A 16,291-nucleotide genomic window follows, 5' to 3' on the forward strand; every position below is an offset into this window, starting at 1 on the left:
TTATTACAATACAGAATCAAGCATATGAATGCAAACCAGCAATAACAAGATTGACGAATATCAGGTTAAACATGATGATGGCAAAACCGATGACGGCAAGCCAAGCCGATTTTTCCCCTTGCCACCCTTTAGACATCCGCAAATGCAAGAAAGCCGCATAAAACAACCAAGTAACCAGTGCCCAGACCTCTTTCGGATCCCAGCCCCAGAATCGTGTCCAGGCCACTTGAGCCCAGATCATTGCAAAAATAAGGGCACCGAGTGTAAAGATTGGAAAACCAATAAGAACCGAACGATAACTAATCTCGTCCAATAAATTCAAATTCACATTTTTAACGATCGGTTTAATCAGTGCTGCCACTCTTTTGCGAGCAATCAACCTTATTAAACCATACAGGACGAGTCCCATACCGAATGACCAAAGAACGGTATTCAGTTTCTTGGCATTGATCAGTGCAGGCATGTCCACCAGCGGTTCAAATCGATCCGTCTCAATGAGTTTCCCTTCATTGGGACCTACCAATGCCGGCAGGTTGAATTCCTGTTTGACTTCGGCACCTTTTTTATCGACCCAATCAAAATTCGCCTTATAATCCATGGCAGCAAAAGAAGAAGTGATGATGACGAAACCGATGGTGCAGACTAATGTGAACATGATGACTTCAAGCCAGAACGTTCTTTTGCTTGATTGTGTCTGATCAACGAATTTGATTAAATAAATGATGGCAGTAACGAAACTTATGGCAAGGATCGACTGTCCTGCCGCTGCGGTCGTTACATGAATATGGAGCCAATCGCTCTGCAAAGCAGGAATGAGTGGCGAAATCTCTGTAGGGAACATACTTGCATAAGCGATTATCAATAATGCAATCGGTAAAGCGAATAGCCCAAGGGCAGGTGTTTTATAAAGAAAATAAATTAATATGAAAGCACCGACCAGCATCATTCCGAAAAAGGTCGTAAATTCAAACAGGTTACTTACCGGGGCATGTCCGGCAGCAATCCATCTGGTGATGAAATACCCAATTTGCGCTGCAAACCCGAGAATGGTGACGAAGATGCCCAGTTTTGCCCATTTGTTTTGTTCTTTTTCCTCCGCACCGCGTTTATCCTTGATCGATCCCCCGAATAAAAAGGTAGCGATCAGATATAAAATGAAAGCTGCATATAAAAGGTTACTGCTTAATTCAGCCATTTAAAACTTCCCCCTTACTAGAAGATTTCTCCTCTTCAAGTTGATCCATTGGTTCGGAAAGTGATGTTGATTCTATCGCTTGTTTTATATCTCTTTTAATGCCGTGCCAGTTTTTGTTTGTATGGCCGGCCAAAAGTATCTCATCATCTTTCCTTTTAATCCATATACGCCGGTGATTCCAATAAGACCCTTGGACAACGCCGATCATGAAGATGATTCCACCCGTGAATAGAATCCAAAGGGTTAAATCCTTCCTGACGGTCAAAGCCGTGACATCTTGGGTTTCCACACCATTAAAAGCCATTTTATAAGTGTTTTCCCCTAAAGGCTCCACAGTCTCCTTAATCGCTACGAAACTGACTTCACCCTCTGGCTTATCCGGGGTATGCATCTTAAAGATAAATGCTGGATTATTCGGAATCTTCGATATCGTTCTAGGTTCGCCTTTTTCATCGAACTCGAAATCAGGGAAGTAACTGATCAAGTCAACGGAATATCCTTCTTTCAACTCGTATTTCTTTTGAGGGTTGTTCAAATCAACCTTTAAGCTTCCATATTTCTCTTCGGTTTTTTTATTTATCAAATTAAAAGCCATCGTACTGAGCTCATCCAATTTATAGTCTACTTGGTAGAGGGCATAATGATCATGTTTCAGAGGTTCATTGACTTTGATTTTATAATCTTTAAGCTTATCAAGGTCCACTTTTTCCCCTGGTAAGGTTTCTCCCTTGCGCTCATAGAGCGTAACATCGGATTGATATGTTTTTGCGATCGTACCGGTTTTATCAATTGCAGCACTGTACTGCTTATCTTCTTCACTCTCTTTGTCATACACCTCTAAGGTAAATTCATTATTCTGAAGATAGTATTCACCATTTGTACCGGGGATTTCTTTCCTCTCGCCTTCACGCAGCCAAAGTACTTTGTCGATATACATCCCAGGGACGGAACGCAATAATGCTCCAATTAAGAAAATGATAAGTCCAATATGATTGACATAGGGTCCCCAGCGTGAAAAACGACCTTTTTCGGCAAGTATATGACCGTTTTCCTCCCGTATATGATAACGCTGCCTTTTTAGTCTATCCTTTACTTCTTCAAGGTTTATATCTTGTTCTTCAAGCTTTGTCACCCCATAAATCCGCTGACGTTTCATGAAACCGTCATGACGTGTGACCCCTTGCTTTTTTAACGATCGATATAACGGAAAGAACCGGTCGATACTGGCAATCAATAGTGATATGCCCAGCATGCCTATGATAATCAAATACCACCATGAACTATACAAGTTATGAAACCCGAGTTCATAATACACCCTTCCGAACCAGCCATATTCCAGTTCATAATGCTCTGCAGGCGTCGCGGTTGAAGGGATGTACATCTCCTGGGGTAAAATCGTCCCGATAGCTGAAGCGATCAAAGCAATGACAATGAGCGTCACCCCGACCTTAACGGAAGAAAAGAAATTCCATATTTTATCGATGATCGTTTTTTTATATGTTTGTGAACGCCTGGCACTTCCTTCATATCTCATATCAATAAGCTTGTTCTCTTTTTCGTTACCAAGCACCATTCCGCATTTCCCGCATATCTTTGTGCCAAACGGATTTACATGACCACAATCGCATTTTACTTCTTTCATGTCAAAAACTCCCCAATATTATGGTTTAATTCTCTCCATATGCTTTTGGATGCTCTCTTCTGTCAAAGCTCCGGTGATGATATCTATCACTTTCCCCTCTTTATCAACCAAAAAGGAGACAGGCAATATATCCACGCGGTAAGCATTTTCCACTTCCCTACCTTTATCGATCATGACAGGAAAGGTAAGATCATGCTTTGTAATGAAATTATTGACAGCATAGTCAGATTCCCCGACGTTAACGGCCAATATCTCAACGCCCTGGTCTTTAAAGTTTTTATATTGATTTTCCATATAAGGCATTTCATATTCACACGGCTTGCAATATGTACCCCAAAAGTTCAGGAAGACGCCTTTTCCCTTGTAATCTGAAAGTTTATGCTCTTTACCTTCCATATCAGTCAAGACGAAATTGGGTGCATCGGATCCTTTTCTCAGGCTTTCATTCTTATCTTTAGTGAAGTTCGTATAAAGGGCAAACACTAAAGCTGCACCTAAAAGCAGGAGAATGATGGTTCTGCTAATGAGGCGTCGCTTCTTTTTATCCATAGAGATCCTCCTAAGGCCACACTAAATTTAACCATACCATTATACCATTTAACGCCATGTCCTTTATATTTACATTTCTGAAGGTTTTGTGACATTCTTTCCCGATTCATGAAGGAAAAGGTATTTACAGGTTGTTTTCCACCACCCATTTCTTCCAGGGGAAGAGTAGGGGTAGTGGTTTCAACCTATCAATACGGGAAAAAATACTAGCTTACATTCTCCGCTGTTTAGGCTCGGTCGTTGCTAAAGTCCGCATTAATTTAACTTCATGTGGAGTCAGCTCCCGGGAATCCCCTGCAGTTAAACCGTCCAAGGTCAAGAAACCATATTGTTCCCTCTTCAATTTAATGACGGGATGGCCAATTGCTTCGAACATCCGGCGGACTTGCCTATTCCTGCCTTCATGTATTGTGATTTCAACTATGGCCGTTTCCTTTTTCTTGTCGGTAGACAATACCCTTGTCTTGGCCGGAGCAGTCTTGCCATCCTCCAACTTGATACCCTTATCCAGCTTTTTCAAGCTTTCACGCAAAGGCATCCCTTTCACTTTTGCCACATACACTTTATCCACTTCATGCTTCGGATGCATTAACGTGTTTGCAAATTCCCCGTCATTGGTTAAAATCAACAAGCCCGAAGTATCGTAATCCAAGCGGCCAACTGGATAAATCCGTTCATTGATGTAAGGGAAAAAGTCCGTTACGACTTTTCTGTTCTTATCATCGGAAACGGCCGAAATGACGCCGCGCGGTTTATAGAATAGGAAATAAACCGGAGCTTCTTTTTCAAGCGGGACTTCATTAACCTCAACCTTATCATTAGGCCCCACTTTCACACCTAATTCCTTCACTACTTTGCCGTTCACTTTTACCTTACCTTCTAAAATCAACTCTTCTGCTTTACGGCGGGAAGCCAGTCCAGCATGTGCAATCACCTTTTGTAATCGTTCCATCTATCTTCACCCCATAGTATAATCATTCGTTTGTTATTGTCTATACATACACAATCATACAATTATTACATATTGAGAGGCAAAAACAAAAGGTTTTTCGCGATTAAGAGCTTTTCTTTTATTATTACACCAATAATGGGACGGTTAAATGGGTTGGTTTCCATAATGAGTGTAACATAGCTTATTTTTCCATACAAAAAAATGTTTCTTTTGATGAAAGTTTGAATACACCTTAATAATGGAGGGCTGCTTTTAAGAAAAAAGACAAAAAAAAGAAATGGAATCGTCCATTTCCCTACCTTTTAATTCATACCGAAAACCAGTGTGACGACAATAACGGCAGCTATGATTCCAATCAAGTCTGCCAAAAGGCCGACCTTAAGGGCATCACCCATTTTTTTGATTCCGACGGCTCCAAAATAAACGGTCAATACATAGAAGGTGGTATCTGTACTTCCCTGAATCGTGGCAGCCAAGCGGCCAACAAAGGAATCCGGTCCATAAACCGATATCAGGTCGCTGGTGATTCCTAAAGCTGCTGTTCCGGATATTGGTCTAATAATCGCAAGGGGTAAAACCTCAGAAGGAAAATGAAGAAGGGAAAGCAAGGGATGCAGTGATTGTACAATGAAATCCAAGGCCCCTGATGCCCTAAATACTGAAATTGCCACAAGCATCCCCACCAGGAAAGGGATGAGGGAAAAGGACATGCTGATTCCTTCTTTCCCCCCCTCAACGAAGGTCTCATAGGTGGGAACTCTTTTCAATGTGCCATACAGTAATATACCGAGGATCAAAACCGGTATCATCCAAATTGAAATGGTAGTCATCCAGTGCAACATCCTATTCCCTCCCGCTCCTCTTTCTCCTGTAATAAAAATATCGATCTATCGCGATTCCCCCAACGGCAGAAATGGCCGTTGCTATTATGGTCGGAAATACGATGTCCGTCGGGGAGTGGGCATCGTAGTTCATGCGGATCGCAATGACAGTGGTTGGAATCAACGTTACGCTTGAGGTATTGATTGCTAAAAAAGTGACCATCGAGCGGCTGACCGTTGCTTTTCCTCCATTTAGTTTCTTAAGCTGTTCCATGGCTTTTATACCAAGAGGCGTAGCTGCATTCCCCAATCCGAATGTGTTTGCCATCATATTGGAAAGTATATACCCCATTGCGGGATGATTAGGAGGCACTTCAGGGAATAGCCATCTCATGAACGGCTTGAACAAGTTGGATAGTTTATCTAACAGCCCCGATTCCTCCGCTATTTTCATCAAACCCAGCCAAAAGACAAGTATGCTCATCAGTCCCAGGCAAAGGGTGACCGCTTCCTTTGCGCTGACAAATAGAGCTTCATTCACCTGATCCATCGTTCCATTAATCATGCCAAAGACTATACCGATCACGAACATCCCGACCCAAATGTAATTAACCATTGCGTCCGATTCCCAATACCGCTTCAAATACTTCAGCCCAAGAAGATTGGAATGATTGTTGCTTGAAGCTTTCTTTTGCTTCTCCATAAAAAATTGAGCGAGTGCCTATTTTCTTCCCATCAAGATAGATGGATGCTCTGCCGACCACTTCCGGGATTTTCCTTTTATCATCCCAAGCCTTCTGGGGCTTCAGCAATTTCATTTTCACTTTGACCAATTCTCTCTCTTCGTTTGTCAGTGGGTATGAAAAATCATTTTTAATGTAGACATGTCCTTTATATATTTTATTTTCCATGTTTTCCACCATGCCTGTGGGTAAAATTTCTGTTGGCTTGTAATCCTTAAAGGCGGATTCGTACATGTGAATATGATCATTCCAATCATCCGGACCATTCAATGTCACAGCAATCAGGTCATGCTCGTTTTTTGTTGCCGTCGTAACCAAGGTACGTTTTGCTAGTTTCGTATACCCTGTTTTCCCCCCTGTGCAATACTCATATAATTGTGTAAGAAGGCGATTTTTGTTCTTCCAAACATAATCCCATTGTTCTGTGGAATTAGGTGCCCTGTGTTCCTTTGTGCCGGCAATCTTCACATACGTTTCATTTTGCATGGCATAACGAGTGAGAATGGCCATATCATAGGCGGTTGAATAATGGTTCTTCGTATTATCCAAACCATGTGGATTTGAAAAATGGGTATTTTTCATCCCTATTTCTTCCGCCTTTTGATTCATCATCCAGACGAATCCATCCAGGCTTCCGCCAACCTTTTCGCTGATTGCCACTGCTGCATCATTACCTGAACGAAGCATCAAGCCATATACCAAATCTTCGAGCTTAATTTTTTCTCCTTCTTTTAAGTAAAGGGAAGATCCCTCCGTCCCGACAGCATTGCTGCTCACTTTCACTGTCTCATCCATTTGTCCCGATTCAATAGCCAAGATAGCCGTCATTATTTTCGTAATGCTTGCTATGCGATTCTTTTCATGAGCATTCACTTCATAAATGACCCTTCCGCTATCCTCATCCATTAAAATCGCGCTATGGGCACTTACGGATACATTTGCATTGACGCTTTGTACAGGTGCCATAAAAGACAACAGGAGAATGACGATACATAAACTCGATAACCCTTTATATAGAAAACGCATGAGTGCCCCCTCGTCTCTTTACTTGTTTTTGTACAAGTTTATGCAAAGGGACAAGGGTTATGAATAAAAGTATCTAAACCTTCATGATATCTACTGTTTTCAAGGGAAGTTTTCCAAAAAAAAATCGATAGGGGCCCCTATCGATTTAGTGTTCTATTATACTAATAGTGCAGCGATTTCATCAATTTTCTTAGCTCCGAATACCACTTGTTCATCATTGATGATCATGGCCGGCACGCTCATGACTTTATATTTCTTCTTGATTTCCTGGAAATTGCTTATATCGACCATTTCAGCTTCAACGTTAGGGTTTTCAATCGCTATGCGCTGTGCACCCACAACAACGTCTGGACAGTAGTGACATGACAATGAAACCATGACCTTAATGTTCGCTTTTTTACTGATTCCCTTAATTGAATTCAATACGGCTGAATCCAATGCTTGACCAGGTCCAGCCAGGTTATAGATGGCCAAAATGAAGGAATTCAACTCATGGCCGCCTGGTACACCGTGGAATTTGACGCCACTGTATTCACCATTTGAATTTAAGAGGGCAACGACAGGGAACTTATCCGCATTGATTTTTTCTTCGATTTCCGCATTTTCCCCTTTATTGTATAACTCAAGATGAAGCTTATCTCCCAATTCCGCAACATCCAACAGGAAGTCTCGCAATTCGACTGATTTTGGCAAACTTTCATCGACAATGGACACCATAGTAACGCCGCTCTCCATCTTACCGAAGATTCCCTTTAATTGGCCACGTAACGCATCACTTAATAAAGCGCTCTTGCCTGCTGGGACAGCGGCCTGTTCTTTTTTCGCCGGTTTTTCAACTTCAGGTTCATCCTTGATTCCCAGGCGATCTTTTTCTTCCTCAATATATTTGCCGGCATCCGTTGCTGCAATCGCTCCATCGGATACAGCTGTGATAATCTGGCGCAAGGATTTTGGCCTTAGGTCGCCCGCCGCATAGACACCATTCACATTAGTCTTCATATCATCATCGGTTAAAATGTAACCAGCATCATCCATTTCGATATGGCCCTTGAATATCTCTGTTTTCGGCTCGTAACCTATGAAAACGAATACGCCAAATGTATTGTCTTCTTCCTTCGCCTTATATTCAAATTCTTCTTTGGTAACGTTATTGATGAAACGCGCACTTTGAATCATCCCGTCTCCATGAACCCCTAGGATTTCCGTATTGAATTTCACTTCAATCTTATCATTTGCCATTACTTTATCAACAATGGACGGGGCACACGAGAAGCTTGATTCACGGGCGATGATTGTAACTTTTGTAGCAAAACGTGTCAGGAATATCGCTTCTTCAGCGGCTGCATATCCTGCGCCGATAACGAAAACTTCCAACCCTTCAAAGAATTCACCATCACATGTTGAACAATACGCTACACCGCGGCCAGTGAATTCCTCTTCACCTGGAAATCCTAGCGTTCTTGGAGAAGCACCCGTTGCAATGATGACGGCGCGTGCATGGTAGTCCCCGCCAAGGGTTTTAACGACTTTCACCTCACCGGAGAAATCCACGCCCGTTACATCGGCTTTGGCGAACTCAACGCCAAAATCTTCGTTTTGAAGCTTCATTTCTTCAACTAACCTAGGACCCGATATATGACGGATACCAGGATAATTGGCTATTTCCGACGTAGTTGCAGCTTGTCCGCCGCCAGTTCCTTTTTCTAGGATTATTGTTTTTAACTTAGCTCTTCCTGCATAAACACCGGCTGAGAGGCCTGCAGGACCGCCACCTATAATTAATAAATCATATATTTTTTTCATCTTTTGTGCTCCTTGCTGAATGATTATAACGTGCTAAACTGATTATTTTGAAAAACAAAAGGCACTTATTTTAGGTAAGTGCCTTTTGTCATTAGATCATGTCGGACGATTTGTCCAGTAATCGTAATCAATGCTTGGTATGTCCATTACCAGTAGAAATGGACCCTCCCATTAAAAATTAAAGTTTACCTACAAGGTCTAGGCTTGGTTCAAGAGTATCTTCTCCTGGAGTCCATTTTGCAGGGCAAACTTTATCTCCATGTTCCGCTACGAATTGTGCAGCTTGAACTTTTCTTACAAGTTCTTCTGCATTACGGCCAATTCCTAAATCATTGACTTCGTATGCTTTAATTTGTCCTTCTGGATTTACGATGAAAGTTCCACGTAGAGCCAAACCATCTTCTTCAATCAATACACCGAATTGACGGGATAAAACGTTTGCTGGGTCAGCTAACATTGGATATTGGATTTTTCCGATTGTATCAGTAGCATCAGCCCATCCTTTGTGGCTGAAATGAGTATCTGTTGAAACTGAGTAAACTTCACAACCAATTTCCTTGAATGTTTCATAGTTATCTTGAAGATCGGCTAATTCAGTTGGACATACGAAAGAGAAGTCAGCTGGGTAGAAAAAGAATACTGCCCATTTCCCTTTAACATCTTCAAGTGTAACTTCCTTGAATTCTCCTGCATGGTAAGCTTGTACTTTAAAATCTTCAACTTGTTTATTGATCAATGACATAATAAATTCCTCCAATAGCTATTTTTTTATCTGCTCCTGTTTATAATAATTATTAAATAGAAACTAGTCAATAAATATACCTTAATAATTTTTAAGTTCACAAATTGGTCACAGTTTTTATATTAATATAAATTAATTATTTTTAAAATCCCATAGTACTTCAAATTAGCATTTTCAACACATTTCCAATATTATTTCTAGGATACAAATAAGACAAATGCTCATTATTTCGTGAGATGATTTCCTCTCCTTTTCAATCTAATTATAATATCCAAATGAGAATCATAAGTTGCTTTCAAATAAAATTTTCAGGTTTCCCTTCATATCTTTCCCATATTCCCCCTAAAAAATTCTTGTTTCGAAAAAAAAAACGAACCTTGACGGCCCGTTTAGCTGTAATTGGTTCTCCAAAGACATTTCTATATTTTATCAGTTATTGCTTTTTCCAAATAAGCTTTTTCGCTTCGGTGAACCTTACGGCTACTTTCGGCCAGTTTACAACGTCCCACCACTTGTCCACATAGCCTGCCCGATTATTTTTATATTGCAGGTAATAAGCATGTTCCCATACATCAAGAACAAGGATTGGGATCGTATCCCACTGGGTCAAAACCATGTGCAATTCCGATTGAAGTATTTCTAGCCGCCGCGCACGCGGAGACCAGACTAATATCGCCCAGCCAACACCTTCTACTTGTTTGGCAGCCTCACTAAAATGACTTTTAAAAGCTGCAAAGCTTCCAAAATCCTTCTCAATCTGTTTAAGTAAATCCCCCCTTGGCTGTCCGCCCCCTCCCGGAATCATCACTTCCCAGAACAGCGTATGGAGATAATGGCCTGATCCATGAAAGGCTGCTTCCTTTTCCCAATGTTTCAACAAGGAAAAATCATTCGTTTCTCTCGCTTTTTTCATCATCAATTCCGCTTTATTCAGACCATCGACATATGCTTGATGATGCTTATCATGGTGCAGATACATGATTTCCCTTGAGATCGTCGGTTCCAACGCTTCATAGGCATAAGGTAACGGCGGTAGCGTATGCTTCCCAATCGGCACTGATTGCCTTTCCTGTATATTGAATTCTCTAGCGAGTTCTTCAATTTCCTCGTAGACCCGAGCCATCTCTTCTTCAATCAGGACCATATCCTCATAATCCATTTCTTCCTCATCCATATTCTTAGCCAACCCGGAAAGCCGTTCAATATTTGACAGCAACGGCGAATCGGTGATATCGATCTTCTCAAGATATTCCATCACTCCATCAACCCAATCACTTACCTCTTTAGCATAATCTCTTACCTCAGACATCTTGCAACCTCCCCCTATTCCCATGCACATAAATCATCAAAGTATTTTATGTTTCGATTAAGCGGAGATTCCATTTATAGCTAAAAAAAACAGCAAGGCTTATTAAGCCTTGCTGTTTCATTATCTTGACTGTAACATTTTCGTCCGGTAATCCGTTTCATAAAACTCCAATTCTTCACGCATGGTCTGGAATCCACTTTCCACGGCCTTCAGAATGGATATTATGCTGTCAGGTACACTTTGGTGAAATTTAATCGAGTTTTTTCCTGTATAGGCAGATCTGCTGTCCTCAAACCACCGATCTGATTTTGGGGAAAAGTATTCTTCGATACATTGATGATAAACTCTATAAAGCGTCTTTTCAGCTGCAGCTTTATTGAAAACATCATTTTTCAGAACGATTTGGCAAGCCTCCAGGCCCTCTTCACAACTTACAAGCATTCTTCTTAAACTTGAAAGGATTCCTTTATAATAGGTTTCATCCCCGCTTTTTTCTTCTTGCAGCTTAGAATAGGTCGTCTCATTTATAAATTCTTCCAGTTGAGCCACTGTCGTTTCCAAAAAGCCCTTTACATCCTCAAGCTGAGATTTTACCAATGTATTCCCCAACCGTGAACCCTCCTCAAATTGATTAAGATTAAATATAATAGTCAACATGTGATTCTATATCATATGGTTTAGCTTGGTCAATAGATATAAACACTTTCTCCAATTTTTCAAAATCTATATTTTCGAAATAACCAGCCAGGTCTTTTTCTGCATTTATATATATTCGTTTTCGGTTAACCAGGCTCGGGTCTTTGAGTAGACAGACCATGGCGATGATGTCAGCCATATAAATATCTCTGTTAGGGCTTTTGAATAGGGGATTGGCGGGATATGGGGTCCAAAGAGTGACCATCTCATCAAAATAGCGAAGATACAGTACATTCAGCGTCTTTTCTTCTCCATCCTTTATGTATTGTATAACGGATCGATTAAAGAAGTCCTCAGGTGAATTTGACTTTTCCTTTTCAAGCCCAAATCCATTGCATGCTACAATTCGCACCCGCAATCCCCCCGCATTCATTTTTTTCTATATTATCACAATTCAAAGAAAAATGTTATTCGATTGTTTGCTGAAATTTTTCAAAAAACAAATCGGCTTCACCACTTTCAAAGCTATCATCCGAATTATCGGCGAGAGGCGGTAATTCATCTATGGAATTCAGGCCGAAGTAATCCAAAAACTCTTTTGTTGTCCCATATAAATAAGCCCGGCCCGAGCCTTCAGCACGTCCAACCTCTTTAATTAAGACTTTGGTGACAAGTGTATGAATGGGGCGTTCCGTTTTCACTCCGCGTATTTCATCAATTTCAGCTCTAGTTATCGGCTGCTTATAAGCAATGATTGCGAGTGTTTCCAATGCCGCCTGGGATAAGCCTTGAGTGCTTGATGTTTCGACTAGTCTTTTCAAGTAATCCGAGTGCTCTTTTTTTGTCGTCATTTGATAAACGCCCGCTATTTCGATCACTTGAATCCCGCGTACATCCGATACATATTCTTCCTTTAAACTTTCAACGATGTCCGTTGCTTGATATTCCGTAATTTCCAGGACCGAGGCAATTTGTTTGACAGAGAGCCCTTCATCTCCGGCAGCAAACAATAATGCCTCAAGAATCCCTTTCCAATTAATAACTTCCAACTGGTTCTACACCTTCCTTAGCAGCAATCATGATTTCCGAAAAATTACCTTCCTGTTCAACGATGATTTCATTAAGTTTCATCAGTTCCAGCACCGCCATGAAAGTGATGACGATATGCTCCTTGACCGGGAGCGAAAACAGTTCAAAAAAACTTTTCTTCCCTTTAATGGACTGTAACTCAATCTTGATTTCATCCATTCGTTTCTCTATCGATATCTCTTGTTTCGTTACTTTCGTGTAAAGCGGCTTTTGAATTTTTTGCCTTCTCAGCAATTTTTGCAGAGCCCCCAACATATCATATAGACTTATATTCAACTCTTGTTTATCACTTTCCGCTTCTTTAACATAAACAGATAGATCACTTGGGGGTTTGGTGAACATCAAGCTTCTTTCTTCTTCCATCCCTTTAAATTCTTCGGCTGCATTTTTATACTTTTTATATTCTAATAGTTTTTCCACAAGCTCATCCCGTGGATCTTCCTCAAATATTTCCCCATCTTCATCAATCATTTGCTCATCTTCATGCTTTGGAAGCAGCATTTTACTCTTGATGGCAAGCAGTGTTGCAGCCATCACCAGATATTCGCTGGCCACATCCAATTCCAGATGCTGCATCGTATGGATGTAACCTAGGTATTGATCTGTAATATCAGCCATCGGAATATCGTAGATGTCTATTTCCAGGCGATTGATCAAATGCAGGAGTAAATCCATCGGACCTTCGAAAGCGTCAATTTTTATGTTATAACCCATTAAATTACCTCATTTAAATCTAATTGGCCGATATAGACCTATTTATTTTACTAATCAAGTATAGTGGATTGCCGCCCTTTATCCAAATAATAATTTACTGTCCATAGAAAAGTTTTTATTTGGGGTTACCGTCAAATGGGTCGATGCCCAATCACATTCTGAAATCCAACATAACCTAGAAATGTAAGAATAGCAGAACAAAGGAGGTACTCATTATGGGTGCAGGTGGTTTTGGAAACGGCGGCGGATTCGCGTTTATTGTAGTATTGTTCATTTTATTAGTTATCGTCGGTGCTTCTTGGTGTTAATGGAAGACTGATGAATCAGCTGATTGCCTTGCAATCAGCTTTCTTTATTTTCCAAGAAAAAATTCTATGCTAAACTTAGTGAGTATACATAGCGGATGCTAAGCTATAAGAAAATGGCTTTTTGCCATACTTTAGTTGATTCCATCAAACAAAAGGGGTGCTCCTATTGACTTACGCGGAAGACTACCTTTCTTTCCTTGTCCATTTCCATGGAACGAGGGATTACTTCGAATGTCATGAAATCCTTGAAGAATATTGGAAGGAAACCGCACCAAAAGAGCGTGACTCTCATTGGGTCGGGCTCATTCAGATTGCGGTTGCCCTGTATCATGATCGCAGGGGAAACAAAAAAGGGGCTGCAAGGACCCTGTCTAAAGCCTTGGCAAATCTCCACCTAAAAAAGGCCGAGCTCCTGAAGTTGGGACTCGATCCAGAACGACTGTTCAAATTGCTCGAGGATACCCATGAGCGAATGTTATCACAAAAGCCATATAAAAGCATCAATCTGCCCATATCGGATCAAAGACTGATCGAAAAATGTCAATCCATGTGTTCGCAAGAAGGATCCATATGGGGTGCGGATAGCGACATGACCAATACATCGATAGTTGATAAGCACCTAATGCGTGACCGTTCGGATGTCATTTCAGAAAGGGCTCGACAGCTATCCCTTCGAAAAACAAGAATGGAGGACCGCCCTTAAAGGCGGTCCTCCATTCAAGCTTTCATATTCAAAAATCTTCACACCTGTCAAGAAAGCTTTCCGTAAACTCATTTGCTTTTAATTCTTTGTCAGGATATTGCTCCTTGATGGCCCTGACCATCGTTTTACCGATACCTTGCTTCCGGAAGGATGGATTTACAGATATATGTTGTATCTCAATGTGGGTTGGAGAGACTTCTATACCGATCAGGCCCGTAATCTCTTCATCTTTCCATAAGAACAGCTGTAGGTTTTCATCCGTTTCATAATTCTTCATCGTATTCCGAAGCGTTTTTATCTCTTTTTCATTTGGCATGAAAGATAATAATCCCATGGCAAACTTCTCATAACTTTTCTTATACTTAATCAACATAATATCCCTCGTTACTAAATAACGTTTTTATTATCTTCCTGTTTCCAATTAATTTGCTTTGAATAATAATCCTCACATATAACATTTACATCATACATAAAAATCCCGTTCGTTTCAACATCACTTTCAGCACTTGATTTATCAATGGGCTATGTGCTAAGCGATAAACAGCCAGTATACGATTCCCCACATCAAAGCGATAATAAGCATCATAAGTAAAAGAGTCTTATTACTTTTCCTCATCCCATACTCCCTTTATGAATGGTCCAAATATTTAAATAACGAATTCATTCTACTATAACTTAACACAATCTGACAAATATCCTTGCAATCTTGCTTCGATTTTACTACATTGGTAAAGTGATCTAGGTTCATAGAGTGCCATCTTAGGTATAAAAGACAAAGATACACCCAACTTCTTCGTTAAAATGAACGTAGTTATTTTGGCTAATAAATTTTTTCAGGAATATATGTATCTTTTTTAGCCTTTGTTTCGTCAAATACTATGAATCTGATTTAAAGTGCCGCCCTTTTATTGAAAGATTCCCAATTCAGCAGGAAAGTTAAGGAGGATTATCATGAAAAAAATGAATAAATGGGTCATTATAACCATTTTATTATGTCTATTATTGCCATATAAGGCTTTTGCAGATGCAGCTGTTGGTGAAATGATCGTCACACTTGGTGAAAATTTGACAAATGAACAAAAAAATATGATTTTATCAGAAATGAAAGTACCAAATGATGTTGAGGTTTTAACCGTTACAAATGCGGAGGAACATGAATACTTAGGAGACTATATCGCTAGCCGTCTAATCGGTACAAAAGCGATTTCATCCTCTGCGATCACTTTGGAGGAAAAAGGTACCGGTCTTAAACTGGAGTCGAAAAACATTAACTGGGTTTCCGATGAAATGTATATCAATGCACTGGCTACTGCAGGAGTAAAAGATGCTACCGTTTATGTCACCGCACCTATACCAGTTTCCGGTACAGCGGCTTTGACAGGAGTCATTAAAGCCTATGAAATCTCTGCCGACAAGAAGATTCCTGAAAATGTGAAACAGGCAGCGAATGAAGAAATGGTGAAAACAGCAAAATTGGGTGATGAAATCGGTACGGAAGAAGCCTCTGCACTTGTTACGAAAATCAAAGAGGAAATGGCTGCAAATCCACCAGCCAATACTGAAGAGGTCCGCGAGGTTGTCGAGTCTTCAGCAAAAGACCTTGGAATCGCCTTAAATGAAGATCAAGTACAAAGTTTAATTGATTTATTCAATAAGCTAAAAGAATTGAATATTGATTGGAACGCTGTCGGTGATCAGCTGACTGCAGCTAAAGATAAACTTTCCAATTTTCTTGAATCCGAAGAGGGTCAATCATTTCTGGATAAATTGAAAGAAGTGTTCAGTAGTTTAATAGACGCGATCAAATCACTTTTCAGCTGATTCAAATAATAAAAAGGATGGCCAATGCCATCCCTTTCAGACTGTAGGTAAACTCGATTTTCATCGAGTTGATCTGACCCAATAAAGTWAGACATATAATTTAAGCAGCTTCTAAGACCTGWGTTCGGTATTSTATCGGACTCAGGTCTTTTAATTTTACCTTCATTCGTTTGTGGTTATAGTAATGAATATAATCATCTAATTCCTTTTCAAAGTGCTCCATACTTTCAAACTCTTG

19 protein-coding genes are annotated in these 16,291 nt (G+C 40.4%); 3 read left to right on the forward strand and 16 right to left on the reverse strand.

Annotation, left to right across the window (positions count from 1 at the left end; translation table 11 throughout):
• Positions 1–16 precede the first annotated feature (16 nt).
• The 14 genes from ccsB to AC1DIV_RS08835 all read right to left on the reverse strand — a co-directional run bounded on the left by ccsB (position 17) and on the right by AC1DIV_RS08835 (position 13,221).
• Positions 17–1,195, reverse strand: coding sequence for a c-type cytochrome biogenesis protein CcsB (gene ccsB / locus AC1DIV_RS08770; protein ID WP_072273192.1), 1,179 nt, complete (start codon positions 1,193–1,195; stop codon positions 17–19).
• Complete coding sequence (resB, locus tag AC1DIV_RS08775; protein WP_048680112.1) at positions 1,188–2,837, reverse strand: cytochrome c biogenesis protein ResB; 1,650 nt, start codon at positions 2,835–2,837, stop codon at positions 1,188–1,190. Before resB ends, ccsB begins: the two co-directional genes overlap by 8 nt.
• Before the next feature lie 18 nt (positions 2,838–2,855).
• A complete protein-coding gene (gene resA / locus AC1DIV_RS08780; protein ID WP_034308103.1) occupies positions 2,856–3,386 on the reverse strand; it encodes a thiol-disulfide oxidoreductase ResA in 531 nt (176 codons plus the stop codon).
• A gap of 211 nt (positions 3,387–3,597) precedes the next feature.
• Positions 3,598–4,338 carry a 23S rRNA pseudouridine(2605) synthase RluB gene (gene rluB / locus AC1DIV_RS08785; protein ID WP_034308106.1) on the reverse strand — a complete coding sequence of 247 codons (741 nt, stop codon included), beginning with the start codon at positions 4,336–4,338 and terminating at the stop codon, positions 3,598–3,600.
• A gap of 302 nt (positions 4,339–4,640) precedes the next feature.
• On the reverse strand, positions 4,641–5,180 hold the full coding sequence (locus tag AC1DIV_RS08790; RefSeq protein WP_048680121.1) for a spore maturation protein: 540 nt from the start codon (positions 5,178–5,180) through the stop codon (positions 4,641–4,643).
• Position 5,181: 1 nt separating this feature from the next.
• Positions 5,182–5,775 (reverse strand): nucleoside recognition domain-containing protein, encoded by a 594-nt coding sequence (locus AC1DIV_RS08795; RefSeq protein ID WP_048680124.1) that lies wholly within the window; start codon positions 5,773–5,775, stop codon positions 5,182–5,184.
• Entirely contained in the window at positions 5,768–6,928 is a 1,161-nt protein-coding gene (locus tag AC1DIV_RS08800) for a D-alanyl-D-alanine carboxypeptidase family protein (RefSeq protein WP_477576191.1), read from the reverse strand. Before AC1DIV_RS08800 ends, AC1DIV_RS08795 begins: the two co-directional genes overlap by 8 nt.
• A gap of 156 nt (positions 6,929–7,084) precedes the next feature.
• Positions 7,085–8,731, reverse strand: a complete 1,647-nt coding sequence (locus AC1DIV_RS08805) for an FAD-dependent oxidoreductase (protein WP_323597762.1) — start codon at positions 8,729–8,731, stop codon at positions 7,085–7,087.
• A 178-nt stretch (positions 8,732–8,909) separates the two neighbouring features.
• Entirely contained in the window at positions 8,910–9,473 is a 564-nt protein-coding gene (ahpC, locus tag AC1DIV_RS08810) for an alkyl hydroperoxide reductase subunit C (RefSeq protein ID WP_034308115.1), read from the reverse strand.
• 433 nt (positions 9,474–9,906) lie between these two features.
• Complete coding sequence (locus AC1DIV_RS08815) at positions 9,907–10,782, reverse strand: superoxide dismutase (protein ID WP_323597763.1); 876 nt, start codon at positions 10,780–10,782, stop codon at positions 9,907–9,909.
• A gap of 120 nt (positions 10,783–10,902) precedes the next feature.
• Positions 10,903–11,391, reverse strand: coding sequence for a YpuI family protein (locus AC1DIV_RS08820; RefSeq protein WP_034308117.1), 489 nt, complete (start codon positions 11,389–11,391; stop codon positions 10,903–10,905).
• A 28-nt stretch (positions 11,392–11,419) separates the two neighbouring features.
• Positions 11,420–11,830 (reverse strand): hypothetical protein, encoded by a 411-nt coding sequence (locus AC1DIV_RS08825; RefSeq protein WP_048680137.1) that lies wholly within the window; start codon positions 11,828–11,830, stop codon positions 11,420–11,422.
• 55 nt (positions 11,831–11,885) lie between these two features.
• A complete protein-coding gene (scpB, locus tag AC1DIV_RS08830) occupies positions 11,886–12,467 on the reverse strand; it encodes an SMC-Scp complex subunit ScpB (RefSeq protein WP_034308120.1) in 582 nt (193 codons plus the stop codon).
• Complete coding sequence (locus AC1DIV_RS08835; RefSeq protein WP_053535632.1) at positions 12,454–13,221, reverse strand: segregation/condensation protein A; 768 nt, start codon at positions 13,219–13,221, stop codon at positions 12,454–12,456. Before AC1DIV_RS08835 ends, scpB begins: the two co-directional genes overlap by 14 nt.
• A 215-nt stretch (positions 13,222–13,436) precedes the next feature.
• On the opposite strand from AC1DIV_RS08835, the gene AC1DIV_RS08840 reads away from it, so the two are divergent.
• Positions 13,437–13,529, forward strand: coding sequence for a YjcZ family sporulation protein (locus tag AC1DIV_RS08840; protein ID WP_072273196.1), 93 nt, complete (start codon positions 13,437–13,439; stop codon positions 13,527–13,529).
• A gap of 166 nt (positions 13,530–13,695) precedes the next feature.
• Positions 13,696–14,232, forward strand: coding sequence for a DUF309 domain-containing protein (locus tag AC1DIV_RS08845; RefSeq protein WP_048680145.1), 537 nt, complete (start codon positions 13,696–13,698; stop codon positions 14,230–14,232).
• A 28-nt stretch (positions 14,233–14,260) separates the two neighbouring features.
• Here AC1DIV_RS08845 and AC1DIV_RS08850 read toward each other — a convergent pair whose 3' ends face one another.
• Positions 14,261–14,605, reverse strand: coding sequence for a GNAT family N-acetyltransferase (locus AC1DIV_RS08850; RefSeq protein WP_034308124.1), 345 nt, complete (start codon positions 14,603–14,605; stop codon positions 14,261–14,263).
• Positions 14,606–15,183: 578 nt separating this feature from the next.
• On the opposite strand from AC1DIV_RS08850, the gene AC1DIV_RS08855 reads away from it, so the two are divergent.
• On the forward strand, positions 15,184–16,053 hold the full coding sequence (locus AC1DIV_RS08855) for a DUF1002 domain-containing protein (RefSeq protein WP_477576193.1): 870 nt from the start codon (positions 15,184–15,186) through the stop codon (positions 16,051–16,053).
• A gap of 100 nt (positions 16,054–16,153) precedes the next feature.
• Here the strand turns inward: AC1DIV_RS08855 and AC1DIV_RS08860 are convergent.
• On the reverse strand, positions 16,154–16,291 hold a 138-nt coding region (locus AC1DIV_RS08860; protein WP_477576196.1), incomplete at its 5' end, for an IS3 family transposase.

It is taken from the genome of Peribacillus sp. 05N428 (assembly GCF_056397085.1).

Excerpts from the sequence above, each read along its gene's own strand:
- resA (WP_034308103.1), bottom strand. The coding sequence starts at position 3,386 with ATGGATAAAAAGAAGCGACGCCTCATTAGCAGAACCATCATTCTCCTG.
- ahpC (WP_034308115.1), bottom strand. The coding sequence starts at position 9,473 with ATGTCATTGATCAATAAACAAGTTGAAGATTTTAAAGTACAAGCTTAC.
- AC1DIV_RS08835 (WP_053535632.1), bottom strand. The coding sequence starts at position 13,221 with ATGGGTTATAACATAAAAATTGACGCTTTCGAAGGTCCGATGGATTTA.
- resB (WP_048680112.1), bottom strand. The coding sequence starts at position 2,837 with ATGAAAGAAGTAAAATGCGATTGTGGTCATGTAAATCCGTTTGGCACA.
- AC1DIV_RS08795 (WP_048680124.1), bottom strand. The coding sequence starts at position 5,775 with ATGGTTAATTACATTTGGGTCGGGATGTTCGTGATCGGTATAGTCTTT.
- ccsB (WP_072273192.1), bottom strand. The coding sequence starts at position 1,195 with ATGGCTGAATTAAGCAGTAACCTTTTATATGCAGCTTTCATTTTATAT.
- AC1DIV_RS08815 (WP_323597763.1), bottom strand. The coding sequence starts at position 10,782 with ATGTCTGAGGTAAGAGATTATGCTAAAGAGGTAAGTGATTGGGTTGAT.
- AC1DIV_RS08850 (WP_034308124.1), bottom strand. The coding sequence starts at position 14,605 with ATGTTGATTAAGTATAAGAAAAGTTATGAGAAGTTTGCCATGGGATTA.
- rluB (WP_034308106.1), bottom strand. The coding sequence starts at position 4,338 with ATGGAACGATTACAAAAGGTGATTGCACATGCTGGACTGGCTTCCCGC.
- AC1DIV_RS08805 (WP_323597762.1), bottom strand. The coding sequence starts at position 8,731 with ATGAAAAAAATATATGATTTATTAATTATAGGTGGCGGTCCTGCAGGC.
- AC1DIV_RS08800 (WP_477576191.1), bottom strand. The coding sequence starts at position 6,928 with ATGCGTTTTCTATATAAAGGGTTATCGAGTTTATGTATCGTCATTCTC.
- AC1DIV_RS08855 (WP_477576193.1), top strand. The coding sequence starts at position 15,184 with ATGAAAAAAATGAATAAATGGGTCATTATAACCATTTTATTATGTCTA.
- AC1DIV_RS08790 (WP_048680121.1), bottom strand. The coding sequence starts at position 5,180 with ATGTTGCACTGGATGACTACCATTTCAATTTGGATGATACCGGTTTTG.
- AC1DIV_RS08840 (WP_072273196.1), top strand. The coding sequence starts at position 13,437 with ATGGGTGCAGGTGGTTTTGGAAACGGCGGCGGATTCGCGTTTATTGTA.